20 protein-coding genes and 1 pseudogene are annotated in these 23,474 nt (G+C 57.8%); 14 read left to right on the top strand and 7 right to left on the bottom strand.

Translation table 11 applies throughout. The features are described from left to right. Positions 1-42 precede the first annotated feature (42 nt). The 5 genes from purD to WKI41_RS15755 all read left to right on the top strand — a co-directional run bounded on the left by purD (position 43) and on the right by WKI41_RS15755 (position 5,927). Positions 43-1,311 carry a phosphoribosylamine--glycine ligase gene (gene purD / locus WKI41_RS15775; RefSeq protein WP_340194432.1) on the top strand — a complete coding sequence of 423 codons (1,269 nt, stop codon included), beginning with the start codon at positions 43-45 and terminating at the stop codon, positions 1,309-1,311. Between the two features lie 271 nt (positions 1,312-1,582). Then, complete coding sequence (locus WKI41_RS15770; protein ID WP_340194431.1) at positions 1,583-2,308, top strand: hypothetical protein; 726 nt, start codon at positions 1,583-1,585, stop codon at positions 2,306-2,308. Next, positions 2,293-3,165, top strand: coding sequence for a hypothetical protein (locus WKI41_RS15765; RefSeq protein ID WP_340194430.1), 873 nt, complete (start codon positions 2,293-2,295; stop codon positions 3,163-3,165). The genes WKI41_RS15770 and WKI41_RS15765 overlap by 16 nt, the downstream gene beginning before the upstream one ends. Before the next feature lie 238 nt (positions 3,166-3,403). Further along, positions 3,404-3,865 (top strand): plant virulence effector HPE1-like domain-containing protein, encoded by a 462-nt coding sequence (locus WKI41_RS15760; protein ID WP_340194429.1) that lies wholly within the window; start codon positions 3,404-3,406, stop codon positions 3,863-3,865. A gap of 232 nt (positions 3,866-4,097) precedes the next feature. Next, positions 4,098-5,927 carry a methyl-accepting chemotaxis protein gene (locus WKI41_RS15755; protein ID WP_340194428.1) on the top strand — a complete coding sequence of 610 codons (1,830 nt, stop codon included), beginning with the start codon at positions 4,098-4,100 and terminating at the stop codon, positions 5,925-5,927. A 54-nt stretch (positions 5,928-5,981) separates the two neighbouring features. Here WKI41_RS15755 and WKI41_RS15750 read toward each other — a convergent pair. Beyond that, positions 5,982-6,467: pseudogene (locus WKI41_RS15750) on the bottom strand (DUF523 domain-containing protein). Positions 6,468-6,481: 14 nt separating this feature from the next. After that, positions 6,482-8,635: a glycine--tRNA ligase subunit beta gene (gene glyS / locus WKI41_RS15745; protein ID WP_340194427.1), complete on the bottom strand. Its 2,154-nt coding sequence runs from the start codon at positions 8,633-8,635 to the stop codon at positions 6,482-6,484. A gap of 219 nt (positions 8,636-8,854) precedes the next feature. Here glyS and WKI41_RS15740 point away from each other — a divergent pair, with 219 nt between their 5' ends. The 5 genes from WKI41_RS15740 to WKI41_RS15720 all read left to right on the top strand — a co-directional run bounded on the left by WKI41_RS15740 (position 8,855) and on the right by WKI41_RS15720 (position 15,856). Continuing rightward, positions 8,855-9,817: a glycine--tRNA ligase subunit alpha gene (locus WKI41_RS15740; protein ID WP_340194426.1), complete on the top strand. Its 963-nt coding sequence runs from the start codon at positions 8,855-8,857 to the stop codon at positions 9,815-9,817. A 128-nt stretch (positions 9,818-9,945) separates the two neighbouring features. Beyond that, positions 9,946-10,497 (top strand): LemA family protein, encoded by a 552-nt coding sequence (locus WKI41_RS15735; RefSeq protein WP_340194425.1) that lies wholly within the window; start codon positions 9,946-9,948, stop codon positions 10,495-10,497. Positions 10,498-10,536: 39 nt separating this feature from the next. Beyond that, on the top strand, positions 10,537-11,802 hold the full coding sequence (locus tag WKI41_RS15730) for a 3-phosphoshikimate 1-carboxyvinyltransferase (RefSeq protein WP_340194424.1): 1,266 nt from the start codon (positions 10,537-10,539) through the stop codon (positions 11,800-11,802). A 58-nt stretch (positions 11,803-11,860) separates the two neighbouring features. Beyond that, a complete protein-coding gene (locus WKI41_RS15725) occupies positions 11,861-13,783 on the top strand; it encodes a DUF2207 domain-containing protein (protein ID WP_340194423.1) in 1,923 nt (640 codons plus the stop codon). Between the two features lie 159 nt (positions 13,784-13,942). Further along, positions 13,943-15,856 carry a DUF2207 domain-containing protein gene (locus WKI41_RS15720; protein ID WP_340194422.1) on the top strand — a complete coding sequence of 638 codons (1,914 nt, stop codon included), beginning with the start codon at positions 13,943-13,945 and terminating at the stop codon, positions 15,854-15,856. A 95-nt stretch (positions 15,857-15,951) separates the two neighbouring features. Here the strand turns inward: WKI41_RS15720 and WKI41_RS15715 are convergent, their stop codons facing one another. The 4 genes from WKI41_RS15715 to WKI41_RS15700 form a co-directional block, all read right to left on the bottom strand. Next, entirely contained in the window at positions 15,952-16,146 is a 195-nt protein-coding gene (locus WKI41_RS15715; protein ID WP_062425942.1) for an NfeD family protein, read from the bottom strand. A 14-nt stretch (positions 16,147-16,160) separates the two neighbouring features. Further along, complete coding sequence (locus WKI41_RS15710) at positions 16,161-17,018, bottom strand: S49 family peptidase (protein WP_340194421.1); 858 nt, start codon at positions 17,016-17,018, stop codon at positions 16,161-16,163. A gap of 107 nt (positions 17,019-17,125) precedes the next feature. Next, the gene (locus tag WKI41_RS15705) at positions 17,126-17,917 is read right to left on the bottom strand and encodes a tRNA1(Val) (adenine(37)-N6)-methyltransferase (protein ID WP_340194420.1); all 792 of its coding nucleotides are present in this window, start codon (positions 17,915-17,917) and stop codon (positions 17,126-17,128) included. A 6-nt stretch (positions 17,918-17,923) separates the two neighbouring features. After that, on the bottom strand, positions 17,924-18,151 hold the full coding sequence (locus WKI41_RS15700) for a DUF2007 domain-containing protein (protein ID WP_112358867.1): 228 nt from the start codon (positions 18,149-18,151) through the stop codon (positions 17,924-17,926). A gap of 112 nt (positions 18,152-18,263) precedes the next feature. On the opposite strand from WKI41_RS15700, the gene WKI41_RS15695 reads away from it, so the two are divergent. The 4 genes from WKI41_RS15695 to moaB all read left to right on the top strand — a co-directional run bounded on the left by WKI41_RS15695 (position 18,264) and on the right by moaB (position 22,831). Continuing rightward, positions 18,264-19,280: a polyprenyl synthetase family protein gene (locus WKI41_RS15695; RefSeq protein WP_340194419.1), complete on the top strand. Its 1,017-nt coding sequence runs from the start codon at positions 18,264-18,266 to the stop codon at positions 19,278-19,280. A 249-nt stretch (positions 19,281-19,529) separates the two neighbouring features. After that, positions 19,530-21,365, top strand: a complete 1,836-nt coding sequence (locus tag WKI41_RS15690) for a tetratricopeptide repeat protein (RefSeq protein ID WP_340194418.1) — start codon at positions 19,530-19,532, stop codon at positions 21,363-21,365. 6 nt (positions 21,366-21,371) lie between these two features. After that, the gene (locus WKI41_RS15685; RefSeq protein ID WP_340194417.1) at positions 21,372-22,277 is read left to right on the top strand and encodes a 4-(cytidine 5'-diphospho)-2-C-methyl-D-erythritol kinase; all 906 of its coding nucleotides are present in this window, start codon (positions 21,372-21,374) and stop codon (positions 22,275-22,277) included. Next, complete coding sequence (moaB, locus tag WKI41_RS15680; protein WP_340194416.1) at positions 22,277-22,831, top strand: molybdenum cofactor biosynthesis protein B; 555 nt, start codon at positions 22,277-22,279, stop codon at positions 22,829-22,831. The genes WKI41_RS15685 and moaB overlap by 1 nt, the downstream gene beginning before the upstream one ends. A 3-nt stretch (positions 22,832-22,834) precedes the next feature. Here moaB and WKI41_RS15675 read toward each other — a convergent pair whose 3' ends face one another. Further along, the gene (locus WKI41_RS15675; RefSeq protein ID WP_340194415.1) at positions 22,835-23,353 is read right to left on the bottom strand and encodes a glycosyl transferase; all 519 of its coding nucleotides are present in this window, start codon (positions 23,351-23,353) and stop codon (positions 22,835-22,837) included. Positions 23,354-23,474 lie beyond the last annotated feature (121 nt).

Genomic DNA, 23,474 nt, shown 5'->3' with positions numbered 1-23,474 from the left:
TGCCCTTATCGCCGCAAGACATTGAAAACAGGGGTGTCGAGGATGAAAGTTCTGTTGATCGGTTCCGGTGGACGCGAGCATGCGCTGGCATGGAAAATCGCCCAGTCGCCCAAGCTGACCAAGCTCTATGCCGCCCCTGGCAATCCGGGCATCGCCGACCATGCGGAACTGGTGTCGCTGACTGTTGAAGACCACGCTGCGGTGGTGGCGTTCTGCCGCGAACATTCTATCGACTTTGTGGTGGTGGGCCCAGAGGCGCCTTTGGTTGCGGGTCTTGCCGACGACCTTCGCGCCGCGGGCTTTGCCACGTTCGGTCCGTCAAAAGGTGCTGCGCAACTGGAAGGCTCCAAGGGCTTCACCAAGGATCTCTGCGCGCGCTACGACATCCCCACCGGTGCGTATCAGCGCTTCAAATCCGCTGAGCCGGCAAAGGCCTATATCCGCGAGCAGGGCGCGCCGATCGTCATCAAGGCTGATGGGCTTGCCGCAGGCAAGGGCGTCACCGTTGCCATGACGGAGGCGGAAGCGCTCGCCGCCGTGGACGACTGCTTCGACGGCGCCTTCGGTGCTGCTGGTGCCGAAGTTGTGGTCGAAGCCTTTCTGGATGGCGAGGAAGCAAGCTTCTTCTGTCTGTCCGACGGCAAGACCGCGCTTCCGCTCGCCACGGCTCAGGACCACAAGCGCGTCGGCGACGGCGATACCGGCCCTAATACCGGCGGCATGGGCGCCTACTCCCCTGCCCCGGTCATGACCGACGAGATGGTTCAGCGCACCATGCGTGAGATCATCGAACCGACGATCCAGGGCATGGCAAAGGACGGCAATCCGTTCTCCGGCGTTTTTTTTGCAGGCCTGATGATCACCAAGAAGGGCCCGGAACTCATCGAATACAATGTGCGCTTTGGTGACCCGGAATGCCAAGTGCTGATGATGCGCCTCAAGAGCGACCTCCTCCCGATCCTCCATGCCACCGCCACCGGCACTCTCGACCAAGTCACCGCGGAATGGCGCGACGACCCCGCACTGACGGTGGTTCTCGCCTCAAAAAGCTACCCCTCCTCCTACGCCAAGAACACCCCCATCGCCTTCATTCCACCGGAGAGCGAAGACGCCAAGGTGTTCCACGCCGGCACCGCCATCAAGGACGGGCAACTTGTGGCTATCGGCGGACGCGTGCTCAACGTCACGGCCTTTGGCAACACGGTAAGCGAAGCGCAAGGCCGCGCCTACGAACTCGTCGATCAGGTGAAGTGGGAAAACGGCTTTTGCCGCCGCGATATCGGCTGGCAGGCTGTGGCGCGTGAAAAGTAAGAAACACCTGAACACGCTCATCGGCAGCCTAAACAAGCATAGCAAGAATAAGACCGCTCATCGCTATTTATAATTAGACATTACTAATTCTTGATGCCCAAAAATAATCGGCTGCAGGTGCAGATCAAGACTATATCGTTCGGCGTGAAAATGCTCTAATTCAGTCCAATACTATTCTGATAGAGGGCGAGATAATTCATGCCCTCCCCAATAACTCGACGATATCAAAATAAAATGCCGAGCTATTAGAACTAAATCTCGGGTGGACGGAATGCAGAGAATCGATATTACACTGATTTCTGGCGCTCGGCCGGATCTACTGGGTGTCACTCTTGATTCGTTTCAGGACAACCTCTTTCCTTTTTTCGAGATACGGCATGTATTTGCGAATGTTGATCCCGTCTTCGGTGATAGCAGCGCCCAAAGCGCATGCGCAGATTTAATTCTGGCCAAGTTTCCGCGCGCCGAAATTGTCACCCCTGCGAAGGGCTCATTCGGAGCTGCCGTGAAGCGATTGTGGCAGATGACGTCTGACGCGCATGTGCTTCACATGGAAGATGATTGGGAACTGAATGCTCAGGTGAAGGCAGACGATGTACTCCCTCTGTTCGGCGATGACGTGGGCATGGTGCAGTTCGCCATTCAAAACGAAGCTTATTATGGCGGGGATTACCTATACATCACGCAGCGCAAGCGCATCTTCGGCCATGAGCTTTGGAGTAGGAAAGTCAATGCCTATGGCACGAGCCCAAGGTTCATACGAAGAGAATTGTGCAACTCCTATGGGCAACTGCTGAAACCGCATCTCGATCCTGAAAAGCAAGTTTACAAGAATAAGAACAAGCCCCTCTCCAAGGCCCACCAACCATGGCGTTGTCGGCTCATCTATGCGGAGGATGGGGCTCCGTTAATTACCGATATCGGTCGGGAATGGCGTGTCGCAAGAGGAATCGAAAAGGTAGATGCCCGGGGAGGATCGAAGTGGGTTCAGAAGTAAAAGGCATCTCACTTCTTTCTACATATTTCGCACCTCTTGCGGGAAGTTGCGCTGCCAGCATTGACGCTATTTTACCTGGGCCAGAACAAGCGCGGCTTATGGGACTTTCTTTCGCTCAGAACGATCGCCTAGAGCGCCAATACTTGATCACGGACGCCATGGAAGATCACTCTGATATTGATCACGTAATGACGGAAAATCCTCTTAATGGTCAACTCACGTTAGAGATTTTGCGGAGACAACGCGATTTTTTTCAACAGCACCCGGTTCATAACCCGTTCATCGTCTGCGACACCGACCTCCTATTTTTCAAAAGCGTTTCGCACTTATTCGACCGGGATTTCGACATCGCGCTTACAAGACGATCGGAAAACAAAAAGATGCCGTTCAACAGTGGTATCTTCTTTGTAAACAATCGTAACCCTTTTGCAGCACATCAGTTCTGGTCGTTACAGGTTCAAACGATAGAGCGTTACTTCATGACTGACGCTGGCTGGTATGGCGACCAGTTGGTCCTAACCAAAATCATGAATGATCTAGCGACCCCTGTCGCCAATGATGTGTACGAAATTGATGGCCTCAGAATACTTGTACTGGACGGCAACGACTACAATTTTTCTCCCAAGCGCGAGCATAGCTATCTATTCCTCAGGCCTAGCGTTCATGTTTATCATTTCAAGGGACGCAGCCGGGCATTCATGAACTACTTCTACCGCTTCTACATATCGCCGGAAAAAGATCGTTTGCTAACGCCTTTAAAGATCTTGTTCTATTCCGTTGCGCTGGAATTAAGCAGGAAGAAATTGAAGTGCGTTTATCTTCAAGCGCGAGAAAGACTGCGACCCGTGGCAAAATGAAAGTTACCGTGGTGACTAGAACAACGTGATCCAGTTACGGTGAGCTGGGCGTACGCACCTTAACGCGAGATCGGATTTTCCTCCGCGATATCGGCTGGCAGGCTGTGGCGCGTGAGAAGAGGTGAGACCTCCCTTTTCGTTCAATTTTTACCAAATATCCTGACTGGATGGAAAGGAAGACTCCGTAGGATGGATGCTGTTTGAAGCGGCGATCAGACCGCAAGCTACGGGGTTGAGGATGTTCAGATTTATTTTGGCGACAAGCATGCTGTTCATCAACGGTACGGCGATGGCTTCCTCGATTGAGGTTTTGCACGGTGCAAAGACGTCGAATGGTAGCGTTCTCATCGTCAACTGCAGCACATGTTCCTCCGCCACCTTGGCGAGCAAGGCCCGCGCAAATCCGGTTTTGGAGAGGGGTGTGCAGAACGTAACGACTCGTGAGGTTGGCGGTCGCAAGGAAACAGTTCGCACCGAAGCCTGGCTCGGCGGATCGCCCGTCACCTTCGTCAGCAGCAATCCGCTGTGGTTGCCGCAAGAGCATCAAACGCCAGCCGTCGTCGAGCAGGCACCTGCAGAGGTTAAAACTCAGCTCGCGCTTGAGGGCAATCCCCTGCCCGAAGACCCAGATCAGGCAGTCTTGGCGGGTGCGGACGGGCTCGACAGTATCACTTTGATGTCGATACGACCGTCTCATTAACCGCGGCGTGCGGCGTTGACGACATCCGCCTAAGCAATCGCATCAAAATATATAGTTGACGCTTATGCACCCTGAAAACCACTTCCAGGTGCATATATTTAAACATTTATCAATTTTAAAGCTGTTTGTGAGACTTGTTTGATATGCGAAGGCGCGGATGCGTGCCTTTCATATGACATAGATTCAGTCTCAGGGCGCCTTGTAGGATTTGCCCTTCTTTTCGAGAGCGTCGATGAAGAACCTCCCTATCTCACGCCAGTTGATTCTGCTGGTTATTGCCCTGATGGCGGCATTTACGCTGGCGACTTATTTCCAGATCAAATCGTCGGTCAACGCTATCTATGAAGAGCGTTACAACATGCTGAGGACGCAGGTTCAGTCCTCGATTTCGATCCTTCAGTCCTTCTACGACAAAGAGAAGGCGGGGACGCTGAGCCGGGAGGAAGCACAGCGTCAGGCTTTCGCTATCGTCACATCGATGAAGTTCGTGCCGGATGGCTACATGTTCGGTTACGACTACGACGTGAAGATGCTCTTCCATCCGGATCCAAAGCGGGTCGGACAGAGCTTCAAGGGCAAGCCGGACTCACAAGGCTTCAACTATCGTGACGAACTGGTGCGTCTTGGTCGCGCTGGCGGTGGTGAGACAAGCTTTTATGGTCCGAAGCCCGGACAGGAAGGCGATACTTTCCTGAAAAGCTCCTATGCCATGGCTTTCGAACCTTGGCAGGTCGTTGTCGTCACGGGTGTCTACGTCGATGATCTTCAGGCACAGGTTCGTGCAACCGTGATCGGCGCCGTTTCGGTTGGCCTTATTGTGTTTCTTCTGGGTATTGCTCTCGCAGTCTACGTCATCAAGGGCATTACCGGTCCGCTGGCAAAAATCCATCGCGCGCTGGGTGAAGTGGCAAACGAAAACGTCTCCATGGCTATTCCCCACACCGAAATGAAAAACGAAGTTGGCATGATGGCGAAGGCGATCGAGTCGCTTCAACAAAAGGTTCGTGAGCGCCACGCGATGCAAAAGCGCCAGGAAGAGCAGCAGTCGCAGCTTGACGCCGAACGTCAGACCAATATCGATATGCAGCGTGACGAAGCGGCGCTTCAGGCTCGCGTGGTTTCCACCATTGGCGAGGCTCTTGAGAAACTGGCGGCGGGTGATCTGACGGTTCGCTGCGGCGATCTGGGATCGCGCTATGCAGATCTGCGCGCCAACTTCAACGAAGCGATTTCGCATCTGGATGCGGCCATGGCGAAGGTCAATGCCAAGAGCATCGATATCGGTGGTTCAAAAGAGGAAATCCGCAAGGCATCGAATGAACTGTCTCAACGTACGGAGCGACAGGCTGCAAATCTTGAGGAAACATCCGCTGCTCTCGATGAACTGACTGTTGCCGTTCGTCAGACCGCTGATGGTGCCAGCGAGGCGGCAAAACGTGTGACCTCCATCAGCAGCGATGCGAGCCACAGCGACACGATCGTCGAGCAGGCGATTGGCGCGATGAGCGGCATCGAACAATCGGCAGGTGAGATTTCCAAGATCATCGGCGTCATCGACGATATCGCCTTCCAGACGAACCTCCTGGCCCTTAACGCAGGTGTCGAAGCGGCGCGTGCTGGTGAGGCAGGCAAGGGTTTCGCCGTGGTTGCGCAGGAAGTGCGCGAGCTGGCACAGAAATCCGCCGCCGCAGCCAAGGAAATCAAAGATCAGATCGCCCGCTCCTCAAACCAGGTCCAGAACGGCGTTCATCTGGTCGGCGAGGCCGGTAATGCGTTGAAGCGTATCTCTGATCAGATCAAGTCGGCGAGCGACATCGTCAGCAAGATCGCTCATTCGGCTGCCGAACAGGATACGACGCTACGGTCCATCTCCTCTTCGCTCAACCAGCTGGACGCTGCCACGCAGCACAACGCCGCAATGGCCGAAGAGACGACAGGGTCTGCCGAGGCACTGGCGCATGATACCGAGGAATTGCTGACGCTGATCCGTACTTTCCGCGTGTCACAGCATCAGTCCGGTTCGTTACACGGCATGGCGCACCAGATGCGCATGGCAAGCTGATCGCGATAAATACAGTTGATTTGAAGGACGCCGGGGAGACTTCTCCGGCGTTTTTTATTGGGTGATGCTGTCGAGACGGTCGATGTCCGTATGCGAGAATACCTTGATCCCCGCATGTGATAGCAGGGCCGCGGTCACGCCATGTCCCGCATGTTTGACGCCTGAAAACGTCCCATCATAGATAGCGATCGAGCCGCAGGACGGGCTTCCATCGATCAGCAGGGCATAGGCGCAGCCGTGCTGTTTCGCGAAGGCGACAGCCTTGTTTGCCCCGGCAATAAACGCGTCTGTGACATCGGCGCGGTGATTTCCAGCACGCGCGCCCGGCCCTCCAGCACATCAATGCCGGACCCGCCTTTTTCGATTTCCGCAAGGGGGGCGTGGAACGGGCATGCCGCCTGCCATCTCCGGGCAGATCGTCACGAGACGGCCCTCACCCTGCCATCGCTCAATGGCCGGATGATGGAGCGGTTTGCCCTTGCCGTCATAGCGCACGGCATGACCAAGAAGACAGGCGCTGATGAGTATCTTGGAGGTCATCAGCGCTGCACCTTCTATCCGGTGATTTTGGAGAAATCCGCGACTGTACCCGTGGCTTCACGGATCGCTTTCAGCAGTGCCAGACGGTTGGCGCGGATGGCAGCGTCTTCGTCATTGACGAGAACGTCGTTGAAGAAGGTATCGACGGGCGCACGCAGCGTCGACAGTGCCTGCATGGCAGAGCGGAAGTCTTCCGCCGCGACAGCCTTGGCCGCATCGGCAGAAGCCGTCTTGATCGCCGCATGGAGCGCCTTCTCGGCATCGAGCTTGAGGAGGTCGTCCGCTACGCCATCGGCGACAACGGTGCCCTTCTTTTCTTCGGCGGCCAGCAGTTGCGTCGCCCGCTTGGTGCCGGCCAGCAGGTTCTTGCCATCCTCACCGGTGATGAACGCGGTCAGAGCTTCCACACGGCGGGCCACCATCAGCAGGTCATCGGACTCCGGTGTCAGCACCGCCTCGATCAGATCGTAGCGGGCGCCGAGATCACGAAGATAGACCTTCAGACGATCATGGAAGAAGGAAAGAAGATCGGCGTCCTTGACCACAGTCAGCAGCGGCAAGCGGACGTTGCGCTCCAGCAGAATGCGCACGACACCGAGAGCTGCGCGGCGTAGTGCAAACGGATCCTTGGAGCCGGTTGGCTTTTCATCGATCGCCCAGAAGCCAGCAAGCGTATCCAGCTTGTCTGCGAGCGCCACGGTGATCGCGACCTTATCGGACGGCACGCGATCGGACGGGCCTTGCGGCTTGTAATGGTCCTCAATCGCCGCAGCGACGCTTTCGTTTTCGCCCTGCAGGAGGGCGTATTTGCGGCCCATCAGACCCTGCAGTTCCGGGAATTCGCCGACGGCTTCGGTGCGCAGATCGGCCTTCGCCAGAACCACGGCCCGGTAAACGAGAGCAGCATCGGCGCCTATGACGGGCGCGAGTTGCTTTGCCAGTTCGCGAATACGCGTGACGCGCTCGCCCTGCGTGCCAATCTTGGCGTGGAAGGTGACGTTTAGCGCGTCAAGCTTTGCCATGCGCTGGTCGAGCGGCTTGTTGAGATCAAGGTCGAATTTCTTCGCGGAATCCGTCAAGGTTTCGAGGTCCGGCAGATCGCCTTGGTCGCGCGTCCAGAAGTGCTTGGCGTCCGACAGGCGTGCACGCACCACCTTGCCGTTGCCGTGAACGATCTCCTTGCCACCATCACTGGCCTGGATGTTGGACACCAGAATGAAGCGGTTCGACAAGCCTTCTTCCGCGCCCTGCGGACGGGTGACGAAGCATTTCTGGTTGGTCTTGATCGTCAGACGGATGATCTCCGCCGGGATCTGCAAGTAGTCTTCTTCGAATGTGCCAATCAGTACCTGCGGCCATTCGACCAGGCCGGAGACCTCTTCCAGCAGGCCTTCGTCTTCCACGAGGTCGAGACCATTGGCGAAGGCGAGATCCTTGGCATCATGCAGGATGATGTCCTTGCGGCGCTCTGCATCGAGAATGACCTTCGCCTTTTCCAGGCTCGCTACATAATCGTCGAAGCGGCGCACGGTGATGGCGTCCGGCGCATGAAAGCGATGACCATAGGTGACGTTACCGGCGACGATGCCATCGATCTCGAAGGGAATGACCTGCGTTTCGTCATGCTCGGGTCCGAACAGGCAGACGATGGATTGCAGCGGGCGCACCCAGCGCAGGCTTTCCGAGCCCTTGCCGTCGATACCGGCATAGCGCGAACCCTTCGGCATGGAGGCAGCGCCGGAGCGCATGGATTTCGGCCAGGGGAAGGTGCGGATGATGCCCGGCATCACATCGGCAATGATCTCTTCGGCGGCACGACCCGGCTTGTTGATGATGGCGACATAGAAATCGCCCTTCTTCGGGTCGGAAACGACCTGCGCCTGCGAGATATCGCTCAAGCCCGCGCCGCGCAAAAAGCCTTCGATCGCCTTTTCATTGGCGTCGGTGCGCGGCCCCTTCTTCTCCTCGCGCACATCGGCGGAGCGGGCGGTCAGGCCACGAATGTCCAGCGTCAGGCGGCGCGGCGTCCAGTATTCGCGCGCACCCTCATAGGTCAGGCCCGCCTCCACCAGCGCATCGGTAACGAGTTTCTTCAGATCGCCAGCCGCTTTCCGCTGCATACGGGCAGGGATTTCCTCGGAGCGGAGTTCAAGCAGAAGATCGGGCATATCGGTTTTCCGGTGTCAGAGATATTCGGGTTCGGATTTTCGGTTGGCCTCTGCTAGCAAAATTTGCGACGGATGCACAATGTAAATATCGGAACGAGCGTGGCGAGACGGTACTCTGCTCTACTGCTACAGCGTGACGGAAGTTCTTGACCCGCAACCCTTGCCATGGCACCTGTCCGCAATCGAAGTAAGTCCTTACTTATCCTCTGTTGACCCAAGATGATCGCAATGACCGACGTTCCAGACCATATGAACCCGAAGCGTTCCTTTCAGGCGCTGATCCTGACGCTGCATAATTACTGGGCGGACAAGGGCTGCGCGGTGTTGCAGCCTTACGATATGGAAGTGGGCGCGGGTACGTTTCATCCAGCAACGACGTTGCGTGCGCTCGGTCCCAAGCCATGGAAGGCTGCCTATGTGCAGCCATCGCGGCGCCCATCGGACGGTCGCTATGGCGAGAACCCCAACCGCTTGCAGCATTACTACCAGTACCAGGTCATTTTGAAGCCGAACCCATCGAACCTCCAAGAGCTCTATCTCGGCTCGCTGAAGGCGATTGGCCTCGACCCGCTGCTGCATGATGTGCGCTTTGTGGAAGACGACTGGGAAAGCCCAACGCTTGGCGCCTGGGGCCTTGGCTGGGAATGCTGGTGCGACGGCATGGAAGTCTCGCAGTTCACTTACTTTCAGCAGGTATGCGGCATCGAATGCTCGCCTGTTGCCGGCGAATTGACCTATGGTCTCGAGCGCCTCGCCATGTATGTCCAAGGTGTCGACAATGTCTACGACCTGAACTTCAACGGTCGTGAGGGCGAGGAAAAGATTTCCTATGGCGACGTTTTCCTGCAAGCTGAGCAGGAATATTCACGTCACAATTTCGAATATGCCGACACGGCCATGCTGCATCGCCACTTCATCGACGCCGAGAAGGAGTGCCAGGCACTGTTGGCTGCCGGTGCGCCGGGCGACAATGCCAATCAGATGCTGCACAAATGTGTGTTTCCCGCCTATGATCAGTGCATCAAAGCATCACACGTCTTCAACCTTTTGGATGCGCGCGGCGTGATCTCTGTGACCGAGCGCCAAAGCTATATTCTGCGGGTGCGCACGCTGGCGAAGGCTTGCGGCGAAGCCTTCCTGATGACGGAAGCCGGTGGGTTGAACTGGAACAAGGCGGCCTGACGCCTTTAAGCGCGACGCGTTATGAAGATCGATCTCGGTCTTCATCGTCTTGCGCTGAACAGTCAGGTGGTGAAGCGGGGAGCACCTGATGGTTGCGGCTCGCCGGATTTCGTGAGGGGGAAGCTTGCATGTTCACTGCATTGGCCATCGTCGCGCTTATCGCGATCTATGTCGTCTTCACCTATAACGGCCTCGTCAAAGCGCGGCAGATGAAGGAGGAGGCGTGGTCGGGCATCGACGTGCAGTTGAAGCGCCGCGCCGACCTTATCCCCAATCTCATCGAAACGGTGAAGGGCTACGCAGCCCACGAGAAAACCACCTTCGAAGAGGTCGTCAATCTTCGCAACCGGGCGCAGGCTGTGCCTGCCGGAGACGTAGAAGGACGTGCTCAGGCGGAAGGACTGCTCGGCCAAGCTCTTGGCAAGCTGTTCGCGCTGGCGGAAGCCTATCCAGACCTGAAGGCCAACCAGAATTTCGTCGAATTGCAGCGCTCGCTCGAAACGCTGGAGAGCGAAATCCAGATGTCGCGCCGTTATTACAATGGTGCTGCGCGCGAGCTTAACGTCAAGGTGGAAAGCTTTCCCTCCAATCTGATCGCAGGGCAGTTCGGCTTTTCTAAAGCGCCTTACTTCGAGATCACCAATGAGGCCGACCGCGCCGTTCCCTCCGTGAAATTCTGACAACGATCGCCAGTCCGCTGGCAAGAAGACGATAAAGCCATGATCGAACTGACCATCACCCCGCCCGGCCAACCGCTTTCCGGCAAGGTTGAGCCACCCGGCTCCAAATCCATCACCAATCGTGTGCTGCTTCTGGCGGGCCTCGCCAAAGGTACCAGCAGACTGACGGGCGCGCTGAAAAGCGACGACACGCTCTACATGGCGCAAGCCCTGCGGGCGATGGGTGTGACGGTGACGGAGCCGGACGCGACGAGCTTCGTCGTTGAGAGCTCGGGCATTCTCACCGCACCCGAAAAGCGCCTCTTCTTGGGCAATGCCGGCACGGCGACGCGCTTCCTGACAGCGGCGGTCGCATCGGTGAACGGCACGGTCGTCGTCGATGGCGACGAGCATATGCGCAAGCGTCCGATCAAGCCACTGGTGGACGCATTGACAGAATTGGGGATCGAGGCGGAAGCGCAGACCGGCTGCCCGCCTGTGACGGTCAAGGGCAACGGTAAGGGTTTCACCAAGGACAGCGTGACGATCGACGGCAATCTTTCAAGCCAATATGTCTCGGCGCTTCTGATGGCTGCCCCTTGCGGCGCGCAGCCGCTCGATATCATCCTGGCGGGTGAGGATATCGGGGCCAAGGGCTATATCGATTTGACGGTTGCGGCCATGGAAGCCTTCGGCGCCAAGGTTGAGCGCGTCAGCAATGCCATATGGCGCGTACACCCGACCGGCTACAAGGCGACGGATTTTCACATCGAGCCCGACGCATCTGCAGCGACCTATCTCTGGGGGGCGGAGTTGCTGACCGGCGGCGAGATCGATATCGGAACGCCGGCCGAAGCTTTCACCCAGCCGGATGCCAAGGCGCATGCGGTAATGGCGCAATTCCCAAACCTGCCCGCCGAAATCGACGGCAGCCAGATGCAGGACGCCATTCCCACCATTGCCGTGCTAGCCGCCTATAACAACACGCCGGTGCGCTTCGTCGGCATTGCCAATCTGCGCGTCAAGGAATGCGATCGCATTCGGGCGCTCTCTCTTGGTCTTAATCAGATCAGAGACGGCCTTGCGCATGAAGAGGGTGACGACTTGATCGTGCACGCCGATCCGGCACTCGCGGGACAGTCGGTTCACGCGTCTATCGACACGTTTCACGACCATCGCATCGCCATGAGCTTTGCACTGGCGGGCTTGAAGACGAGCGGCATCGCCATCCAGAACCCCGCCTGCGTGGGCAAGACCTATCCGGGATATTGGAAGGCGCTCGCCTCCCTCGGCGTCACCTATCAGGAAGTGGACAAGCCGGTTTAAAGCAGGCATCTCGAGGCTGAACGGTTCGAGAAGAACGCACCATCAGGGGATACAGCACGTGAAGACCATGTTCGTCAGACTTCTCGGGCTTTTCTTCCTTCTCGCGGCAGCGCTACCGGCCTCCGCAGAGGAGTTCATCAGTTCCTATCATTCCATCGTCGATGTCGCCAAAGACGGCACCTTGACGGTGACGGAGGCAATTACTGCGAGGGCAGAAGGCGACCGGATCAAGCGCGGCATTTTCCGCGACTTTCCGCTCTACGCGCTCGATAGGGATGGCAACCGGACGAAAGTCGGTTTCAAGGTCATCTCCGTGGAACGCGATGGCGCGCCGGAAGACTGGCATACGGAGAATATCGACGGCGGTATTCGCATCTATACCGGCAACGCCGATCGCCTGCTTCCCACAGGCGAGCATATCTTCCAGATCACCTATACCACCGACCGGCAGATTCGTTACTTCGATAGCTATGATGAGTTGACCTGGAACGTCACCGGCAATGGCTGGCAATTTCCCATGCGAGAAATTTCGGCCACTATCTCTCTGCCTCAGGGCGCGAGACCGAGCGGTACGGCTGTCTACACCGGCAAGCTCGGCGCCACGGGCAAGGATGCGCGCACCCTCACCGAAGGCAATGAGGCTTTCTTTGCCTCGACCCGCCCCCTCTATCCTGGCGAAGGCATGACGGTGGCGGTGAAGCTGCCGAAGGGTGTGCTGGATGCGCCCTCCGCCTCGCAGCAGCGGGAATGGTGGCTGCGCGATCGCCTCGCCCTCATCATCGCCGGTCTCGGCCTCCTGGTCGTTCTTGCTTATTACTACAGGGCTTGGTCAGCGGTTGGACGGGACCCGGCGGAAGGATTGATCGTACCGCGCTGGCATCCGCCAGAGGGCCTGTCACCCGCGCTGGTAAATTATGTCGATGGACGCGGCTTTTCGGACGGCGGCTGGACTGCGCTGTCTGCGACGGCACTCGATCTTGCGGTCAAAGGCTTCGTCACGATCGAAGATCTCAAGAACGGCCTGATCATTCGCCGCACGGAGAAGAAGATCGAGGACAGTTTGCCGGTCGGTCAACGGACATTGCTGTCCTCCATCGGTGCTCCCGGCAATAGTCTGACCATCGACAAGGCGAATGGCGAGACGGTGCAGAAAGTCGGGTCGGATTTCCGCTCGTCCATCGAGAAAGAGCATCGCGGGAAATATTACAGGAGCAATAGCAGCTATATCGTCGGCGGACTTGTCCTCAGCTTTGGCGTCATCGTCGCCGCCTTGCTCTTTGGCAGTTTCGATGAAGGCGATATCGGCACCATCATTTCGCTGTCCATGGCCGCGGTGTTCTTTGCCGTCAGCGCCACGATCTACGGCAAGCAGCGCCGGCGCGGACGGGGCATTCTTTCGCGCCTGGGCGGCATCGTCTTCATGGCCATCTCCGGCTTTCTGGCATTTTCGCTGATCGCCGGCGTCGTTGGCCGCATCTTTTTCGATCACGTCCATGATGCCAACACGCTGGCAGTCGTTGCGCTGGCGCTCATCGTGCTTTTGAATGTGCTCTTCGTTCTCGTGATGGGCGCACCCACTCCGCTTGGCCGGCAGTTGATGGATGCGATCGAGGGCTTACGGCTTTACCTGACCGTGGCTGAGAAAGACCGCATGAACATGCAGGGCGCGCCGCAGATGTCGCCCCAGCATTTCGAGACTTTGTTGCCTTATGCAGTGGCGCTTGGTGTGGAGAAGCCCTGGAGCAAAGCTTTCGAGATGTGGCTTGCCGCTGCATCCGCCGGTGCTGCGGCCTATGCGCCGACCTGGTATAACGGCAACTACAACAGCTTTGGCGACAGGATCGGGGGATTTTCTTCCTCCATGGCCTCCACGATTGCCTCGACCATTCCGGCACCGCCCAGCTCCTCGTCATCGAGTTTTTCAGGCGGCGGCGGGTTTTCCGGCTCTGGCGGTGGCGGCGGCGGTGGAGGCGGTTGGTAAAACGCTCAAGCTTCGACATTTCGTATTTTGGCCCGAAGGGCGGACGTCATGTCAGCAGTGTTCCGACGAGCACCAACGCTCCCGCGGCTGAGAAAGCCTGGCGCCATCCAACTATTCTATACGACTTGACGACAGCCGGACATCTGGAGACGACTTTACGTGACGACCATTTTTGCCAGATTTCTTGCGCTGTTTTTCTTTTTGACCACGGCACTGCCGGCCTCTGCTGAAGAATTCATTCTCTCCTACGTTTCGACAGTCAACATCGCCAAAAATGGCGATTTGACCGTGACCGAAACCATCAAGGCCCGGGCGGAAGGGGATCGGATCAAGCACGGTATCTATCGGGATTTCCCGCTCTACACCTTGGACGGCGACGGCAAGCTCACCAAAGTCGGATTCAATGTCGTTTCGGTGAAGCGTGACGGTGCGATGGAATACTGGGATACGAAATGGATTGATGGCGGTATTCGCATTTATGTTGGTGACGCCGATCGTGTGCTGACGAAGGGCGATCATGTCTTTCAAATCACCTACACGACCGACAGACAGATCCGCCACTTCGACACCTATGACGAGTTGACCTGGAACGTGACAGGGACCGGCTGGGACTTTCCGATGCGGGATGTTTCCGCCACCATCTTGTTGCCGGAGGGAGCAAGCCCGAGCGAGACCGCATTTTTCACCGGGCCGCCTGGCGCAGTGGGCAAGGATGCGCACGTCTTCACCAAAGACAACAGGATCTCGTTCGTAGCGACCCGCCCCTTCAGCAAGGGCGAAGGTATGACAGTGGCGGTGAAGCTGCCGAAGGGTGTGCTTGATACACTGTCCACTGTGCTCCAACGTGAATGGTGGATGCGCGATCATAAGACGATGATCATCGGATGCGTCGGTCTACTGATCGTACTCGCCTATTACTTCAAGGCGTGGCACGCGGTTGGCCGAGATCCTGCCGCGGGCATCGTCGTGCCGCGCTGGGACCCGCCTGAGGGTGTCTCACCTGGGCTGATGAACTATATCGACCATCAGGGTTTTGAAGAAGACGGCTGGACGGCCGTTTCTGCCAGCGCGCTCGATCTTGCCGTAAAAGGCTATGTCGAGATCGAGAATCTGGACGACGCCATCATTATGCATCGCACGCACAAGCAAATGGAAGACAGCCTGCCTGTCGGCCAGAGAACACTGCTCACGACCATCGGGCCACCCGGTCATAGCTTCACCATTAACGAGGATAACGGCAGGACCGTTGAGAAAATGGGAGCACGTTTTTTCGCTGCCGTGGAGAAGGAACACCGAGGCAGGTACTTCAAGAGCAACACCATTTACAGCGTCGTAGGCTTTCTTGTCAGCGCGGCCCTCGTGGTTGGAACGGTGTATTTCTCTCAACACAAAGACGACATGTGGGAGTTCATGCTCGTCGCTTACGTATTTGTGCCGGTAACCATCGCGCTGTTCACGATCTGGATCGGGGACCTCCTGCACCCTAAGGCGTCGCTCAAGGACAAGCTCGGCGGGATTGCGCTGTTATCGCTGCTGGCATACGGAATCGTCGCATTTAGCGGGTACATCGTAGGAGCCGTCTGGTTCGAGATCACTCACGATCCGAACTCGATTGGCCTTGGCGCTGCTGGCCTTATCGTCCTGACCAACATGCTTTTCTTCTCATTGATGGGTGCTCCGACGCCGCTCGGTCGTAAAGTCATGGATGAGATTGAAGGCTTGCGTCTCTATTTGCGTGTCGCGGAGAAAGACCGGATGAACATGCAAGGGGCGCCGACAATGTCGCCGCAGCATTTTGAGACGCTGCTGCCCTATGCGGTGGCGCTTAATGTCGAGGAACCTTGGACCGAGGCATTCGAGAGGTGGTTTTCAAAAGCGACAGAGGATTCGGCAAACTATGTGCCGGGCTGGTACTATGGTCGCGTGAAAGGCCCCAGCGACTGGATCGGCGCGTTCTCGTCCTCCGTGGCATCGACCATTTCGGCAACGATCCCACAGTCGTCATCATCGAGTTTCTCGGGAGGCGGCTTTTCCGGCTCTGGCGGAGGGGGCGGTGGTGGCGGCGGCTGGTAGCCGGCGATGCGCCCTCACAGTTGTAGGCTCCTCAGGGAGTACACTGATGATCAGCAAGGGTAGCGATCATTGCCGCGCGCAAAAGACGCTTCCGCTTAAACCTCGTCTTCTCTCTTGACGCGATATTCCCCCGTCGTCGGGTCCTTGACCAAAGTGCCGGTCGCGCCCGTTTGGCGCTCCTTTTCCTGCCGCTTAGACTTGGCGGACAGCTTCTCGGCATCCGTCACAAAGCGGCGATAGAGGATGATCGCCCCGATCACGAGCAGGGCGAGCGTTATCAATTGGGCCATTTAAATCGCGTCCGTTACAAACCGTATCGTGCCCACAATGCCTTTTCTTGCGCAACCTCTGCAAGTCCCGAAGCGGCGGAAGCGGCGATTGCCTGGGCGGAAAGATCGACGCCCGGCACTTTCTTGCCGAACAGGTTTCTTGCACCGCTGATCAGTTGCAGTTTGACCTTCTCGCCATAGCGTCGACGCAGCACGTCTTTCATGTCACCAAGACCATCGACGAGGCCGAGATCGACGCCGCGCATGCCTGTCCAGAACAGGCCGGAGAACAGCGCCGGATCGTCCTTCAATTTCGCACCACGGCGAAGCTTGACCATATCGATGAAGACATTGTGGATTTCAGACTGAAGCGACTTCAGATACTCGATGTCACCTTCCTTCTCCGGCTGGAAGGGATCGAGGATCGCCTTGTTCTCGCCGGACGTATAGACACGGCGCTCCACACCGATCTTGCGCAGCATTTCGGGAAAGCCGAAGCCCCCGGAGACGACGCCGATCGAGCCGACGATGGAGGTTGGATCGGCGATGATTTCGTCACCTGCGAGCGCGATCATGTAACCGCCGGAAGCTGCGACATCCTCGACGAAGATCAAGACCTTCTTGTCCTTCTCTTCAGCCAGTTGACGGATTCGGTTGTAGATCATCCGTGACTGAACCGGTGAGCCACCGGGAGAATTCAAAGAGATGGCGACGACCGGCGCATCCTTCATGCCGAAGGCCTTATCAAGCAATGGCGCATAGCCTGCAAGATTGAGAGCCGGTCGAAGCTGGCTGCCGCCGGCCATGATCGCGCCGTGCATGCGCACCACTGGAACCACCAATTCCTGCTTGCGAAATCGCTTCGGCACAATGCGCTTCAAAAACCCGGCCATCTCATCCTCTTGGTCGTTTATCTTGAAGAGGGATGTATGTATCGCGCTCGCAAACGCAATGGCGGGGATAAAATTCGTTTTGCCGGATAGCGTTTTGGACGACGACTTTAGCCGAGAGCCCGAGGACTTCTATCGTTGCGGCGATAGGCGGCGCGACCGTTGTTCAGATCATCGACGAGAGGCGAAAACGCGTGGGTCTCCTCCGCATGCATGATTAGCGGCGCACGGAAGTTCAGGCGGGCACGCGAGCCTTTTATCGCCGTCACGAGCATTCTGACGGCGTCTTCGCCAGGCCTTGGGTGAATGAGCGTGACCTCAAGGCCACCGAAACGACGGCCGCAGGCGGCAATAACCTCGGCCACCGATTGCGGTCGGGCGATGAGGGAAAGCTGCCCACCTGGGAGAAGAATTGCGCCCGCCGTTCTGATCCAATGCTCGAAGAGATCATCGGTCATGGCGTGCGCCTGTGCTTTGAGCGCGTCCGGTGTCTTGCGGTCGCCGGGGTCATTGTAAGGCGGGTTCATGATAACGTGATCGAAATGATCATCGATGAGACCGGCTTCAGTGCGGGCATTGGCCCGCAACGTCACATCCGCCTGGCGGACCTCCAGGCGGTCGGCAAGGTGTGCATTTTCCGGAAGCGCGATGCTGCGCCTGGCAAAATCGACCATCTCGGATGCAAATTCGAAGAGCGTGACATCCGCTTGTTTCAGGCGAGCAGCGACGGCGAAACCCGCCGCACCCGCGCCGGCACCAAGGTCGGCCACGCGGCAAGGTATGTCATCGGCTACGAGCGAGGCGAGGAGCATGGCATCCATGCCTGCCCTGTGTCCCCTGCCCTTTGGCTGGACCAGATGAAATTGGCCGCGGTGGAATGCGTCGATCGTCTCCGACGTCATCCTAGATCAGGCCTCGTCCCGCAGTTCGTCGGCAAGGCCCGCATCGATCAGGATCCGACGCGCCTGCTCGGACCTGTCATCCTCGACGAGGAAGCGGCGGGGCAGAAGACCGAGCGAACCTTCTAGGATGCTCATCCCCTGGTCAGCAATCAGGCAATGAATGCCAGCATCCTTCATCAGGCTTTCTGCAAAAGAAAGCAGGACGGCGTCGTTTGTTCGGATCAATTCACGCATCAAAGAGTTTCCACATTCCCATATTTTTGAAGGTCATGAGGCGATTCCACACTTGCCGCCACCATCGTCGCTTTCTATTGTCAGAACCGAAATCGAATAGGAGTCCGTTCCGTTGGGCGTCGTCATACCGCTTGAAGAAAGCAAAAACAAACTCGCATCCGTCAAGCCGCTTGTCGACCTGACCCGTCCGGATATGGAACGCGTCAACCAACTGATCCTCTCCAAAGCCGGATCGGATGTGCAGATGATCCCGGAAGTGGCAAACCACCTGATCTCTTCCGGTGGCAAGCGCTTGCGCCCCATGCTGACGCTCGCCTCTGCATCGATGTTTGGTTACGACGGCGACCACCATATCAAGCTCGCGACCAGCGTCGAATTCATGCACACCGCAACGTTGCTGCATGACGACGTGGTGGATGAGAGCGATCTGCGCCGGGGCAAATCCACGGCGCGTACCATCTGGGGCAACCAGGCGAGCGTCCTGGTCGGCGACTTCCTGCTTGGCCAAGCCTTTCGCGTGATGGTTGATGTCGGCTCTCTTGATGCGCTCGACGTATTGTCCACCGCCGCTTCGGTGATTGCCGAAGGCGAAGTCCTGCAGCTTTCCGTCGCCAAGAACATGGAAACGACGGAAGACGACTATCTGCAGGTTATCCGCGCCAAGACGGCGGCGCTATTTGCGGCCGCTGCTGAAGTTGGACCAATCGTTGCCAAAACCGACAAGGCGACGCGCGGTGCGCTGAAATCCTACGGTATGAATCTCGGCCTTGCCTTCCAGCTGGTCGACGACGTGCTGGACTATGGCGGCAAGGCCGCCGATCTCGGCAAGAACACGGGCGACGATTTCCGCGAGGGGAAGATCACCCTCCCGGTCATCCTGTCGTATCGTCGTGGCACGACCGACGAGCGGGCGTTCTGGAAGCGCGCCATCGAGAATGGCGAAAGCACGGATGAAAATCTCGAGGTCGCTCTGGGTCTCATCAAGAAATATAATGGTCTGACGGACACGATCTCCCGCGCCAACCACTACGGCACGATTGCCCGCGATGCCCTGGCACCGCTGCCGAAAAGCCCGTGGAAGGATGCGTTGATGGAAGTGATCGACTTCTGCATCGAGCGCGTCAACTGAGGGCTGCAGCAGAGTTTTCCTCTAAGGGGAAGCGTCGGGGAAATGGAGAGTGGCAGCAGATTTTGTTGCAGCCCCGCTTCAAAAAAGCCATTCTATCATGACGTGATGCATGGCTTTCTGAACCGATTCCGGTTTTCGATGGCGTGTCTATCTCAACCTCAGCAGTCACCAAGGGCGGATGTGGCGCCCAGCTCTGTCGAGTTCGAAGCTGATTTTTCAGTGCGGAAGCACACAATCAAGGGTTCCTTCATGCGGCGCAATCCAGCATTTCGTCTTTTCTGCAGCGCGGCCTTCATTGCCGCACTCACGCTTGGCGCGGGCTCTGCCGCGCTGGCGGAGACGAAGCCTGCCGACCAGGCCGAAGAGGCCGTCAAGTTCGATCCCGGCCGGGTCACAACCTTCTCCGGCGCATTTCTGGCTGCCCGAACCGCGGATGTTGACCAGGATTACGCGACTGCAATCACCCTCTACCAGAAGGCATTGGATTTCGATCCCGCCAACACCGAAATTCGCCAGCGTCTGATGATCGCCCAACTGTTGAGCGGCGATTTCGAGGCGGGCGCAAAAATTGCCGACAGCCTGAAGGACGATAGCTCCGTTGAGCGCGTGACGACGATCGTTCGCGCACTCGCCGCCATCAAGCACAAGGATTTTTCCTCCGCAGAGAAAATCCTGAAATATAGCGGCCCGAACGATCTGGACCGTATGGTCAACACACTGCTTGCAGCATGGGCGCGTGCCGGTGCCGGCAAAAGCAAGGAAGCTCTTGCCATGGTCAATGGCATGAAGGGCCCGGGCTGGTTCTCGATCTTCCAGAAATACAATGCGGGCGCTATTGCCCTGGTGACCGGCAACACGGACGCGGCTCGCAAGAGCCTGAGCGAAGCGGTGGCCGACCGTGAGGGCGGTGCGACTGCCACCGATACCTATATGCGCGCGGTCATGGCACTGGCGCGGCTGGAAGCAAAAGCCGGCAACAAGCAGAAGGCGCTGGACACGATGGCTGTCGGCGACGGTTTTGCTCCGAATTATGCGCCCTTGAAGGCACTGCGCCAAAGCATCGAAAAGGGTGACAAGCCCGATCAGCAGGTTCTAACCGCCGTAGATGGCGCTGCGTCCGTGATGTTCTCAATTGCGGGTGCGCTGAACCGCGAAGGTGCCGAAGAGATCGTGACGCTCTATCTCCAGGCGTCGCGCGCACTCGACCCGAAGAGCGCCGACACGCTCATTCTCCTCGGCGGCTTGGCAGAGGCGCAGAAGCAGCCGGAGCGCGCCATCGAGTTCTATCGCGACGTGCCGGCCGATTCGCCGATGCACCGCATTTCCGAATTGCAGCTTGGCCTGACGCTGGCGCAGACCGGCAAGGTTGATGAGGCGCGTCAGCATCTGAAATCGCTGCTGGAATCCGATCCCGAGGATATCCGTTCGTACCTCGCCTATGGCGCAGTCCTTTCCGACGCCAAGGATTATGCCGCGATGGCCGCCAATTACGACAAGGCCGTCGAGGTGATCGGTGCCGTTCCGAAGAAGTCCGACTGGACGATCTTCTTTCAGCGCGGCATCGCCTACGAGCGCCTGAAGCAGTGGGACAAGGCAGAGCCGAACTTCAAGCGGGCGCTGGAACTCAACCCGGAACAGCCGCAGGTTCTCAACTATCTCGGCTATTCCTGGGTCGACAAGAACATGAACCTCGACCAGGGCATCGACATGATCCGCCGCGCGGTGGAGCTTCGCCCCAATGACGGCTACATCGTCGATTCGCTTGGCTGGGCGCATTATCGTCTTGGCGCCTTCGATGAAGCCGTGACCGAACTGGAGCGTGCGATCGAACTGCGCGCTGGTGATCCCACGATCAATGACCACCTTGGTGACGCCTATTGGCGTGTCGGGCGCAAGCTGGAGGCCGTCTACCAGTGGAACCGCGCGCTGATCGGCGATAGCGACGATGTGGACAAGGCGAAGGTGAAGGAAAAGATCGCCAACGGTCTTCCGCCGCTGGAGAAAGATGCGGAGAACACCGCGAAGAAGGATCAGGCCCCACCGCCACCTGCGCCGCCTGCCCCTGCCCCGGACAAAAAATCCTGACGTCGGATGGGCCCGACCGATGGGAATGGAGCGGTCGACATTGTTGAGGCCGCGCCGGCAAAGATCAACCTTGCCCTGCATGTGACGGGGCAAAGGGAGGATGGCTACCACCTCCTGGACATGTTGGTGACCTTCACCGAAGCAGGCGACGTCGTACGCATTCGCCATGCTGACGAAGACCGATTTTCGATTTCCGGACGATTCGCGTCGGAGCTTCTTCAGACCGATGCGGCCAGCAATCTCGTACTGAAGGCGCGCGATAGTCTGCGCGGTTACGCGAAGCAGCTCAATATCGCGACAAAACCGGTCGCCATTCACCTTGAAAAGAACCTACCGGTCGCCTCAGGCATCGGCGGCGGTTCGGCTGATGCTGCCGCAGCCTTGCGCGGATTGATCCGCCATTGGCAACTCGATATCGACGACAAGACCTTGAGCGACATGGCACTGACGCTCGGCGCCGATGTGCCGATGTGTCTTGTCAGCAAATCGCTGATTGCGCGGGGGATCGGAGAGGAGATCATCCTTCTACCGCAGTTTCCACAATTGGCGATGGTGTTGGTCAATCCGCTCAAGGGTGTTTCTACGCCGCAGATCTTCCGGTTACTGAAGAGCAAGCAGAACGGGCCTCTTCCTGTTCCCCGCGATGACCACGTTGAGTCTTGGCTATCGATGATGGCCGGGCTGAGGAACGATCTGCAACCGCCAGCTATCGCCCTTCTGCCGGAGATTGGTGATGTACTGGCAATGCTGGGCTCAGTGGGCGCAGATGCTGCGCGGATGTCCGGTTCGGGCGCCACATGCTTCGGCATTTTTTCGTCCTGGCAAAAGGCCGCAGCGGCGGCGGTATCGCTTCGGGAACGGAAACCCGGGTGGTATGTTCAAGAGACGAAAACGATTACAGGGAGAAGGTGATGAACCAGACGAAGGCGGGCGGAGAGCGGCAGTTCATTCCAGTCGGCATCGCCGTTTTGACTGTTTCAGATACCCGGACATTGGTGGACGACAAATCCGGCAATACACTGGCATCCCGCATTGAGGAAGCCGGCCACCGTCTGGTAGATCGCGCGATTGTGGCGGACGACGTCGCCGCCATTCGCGAGAAGGTCCGCGGCTGGACGCTATCGGACGAGATCGATGTCGTCATCACCACTGGCGGCACGGGCTTTACCGGGCGCGACGTGACCCCGGAAGCGCTGGAACCGCTTTTCGACAAGCGCATGGATGGCTTCTCCGAAGTGTTTCACCGCATCTCCTACGATAAGATCGGCACCTCCACCATCCAGTCGCGTGCCACCGCTGGGCTTGCCAATACCACTTTCATCTTCGTTCTGCCGGGCTCACCCGGTGCCTGCAAGGACGCGTGGGACGGCATCTTGAAAGCGCAGCTGGATTACCGACACATGCCCTGCAACTTCGTGGAAATCATGCCCCGGCTAGACGAACACCTGCGCCGCTCGAAGGGCTAATCATTATCGAGTAGGACTGAGCGCCCAGGCCGGGACTAGTTCCGCCGTCAGTCGGCGCGGCTTCTGGGATTTCGAAAACTCGCTCAGTGAAAGTCCGGACTTCGCCAGGTGCGTGGCGTCCTGTTTGCGGAGCAAGAGACCACATTCAAGAGGCGGACCGCGTCTCAGCAATCGCGCCCAAAACGGCTTTCTATAATAGCGCGATGGAGAGAACTGCGCCGGTCGCTCGCTCAACGCCATATATTCGAGAATATCCTCGATCCAGCCACCTTGCGGACGACTGCCCGGCTCGATCAGCAAGATCCACTCGCCGCGGATCGACTGAATGACGTCGCCAATATCCCAAGTCTGATGGAAGCGGCAACCGGCTGCCTCCGCGACGCGAGCAGAGCCATCCTGTGAGGCGTGGTCGAGAATGACGACATCACTGATCAGACCCTTCACCGCGCCCGTCACCAGCGCCGAAAGCGTATGCGCAAGTTGGGCTTCGTTGTTGCGGCATTCCATGATGACTGTCAGCATGTCTCTGTCACTTGCAGTGCGTTCCGATCGATGAAATCCCTATAGCATCGCTCGGACAAACCCAAATCGATTTTCCTCAAGGCGTGGCGCGATCTTTCAGACCTGCTCCTTACGCTCTACC

It is taken from the genome of Agrobacterium larrymoorei (assembly GCF_037722385.1).
GTDB lineage: Bacteria > Pseudomonadota > Alphaproteobacteria > Rhizobiales > Rhizobiaceae > Agrobacterium > Agrobacterium larrymoorei_C.
The sequence above is the reverse complement of the archived record's forward strand: the minus strand, read 5'-3'. Positions and strand labels throughout refer to the sequence as shown.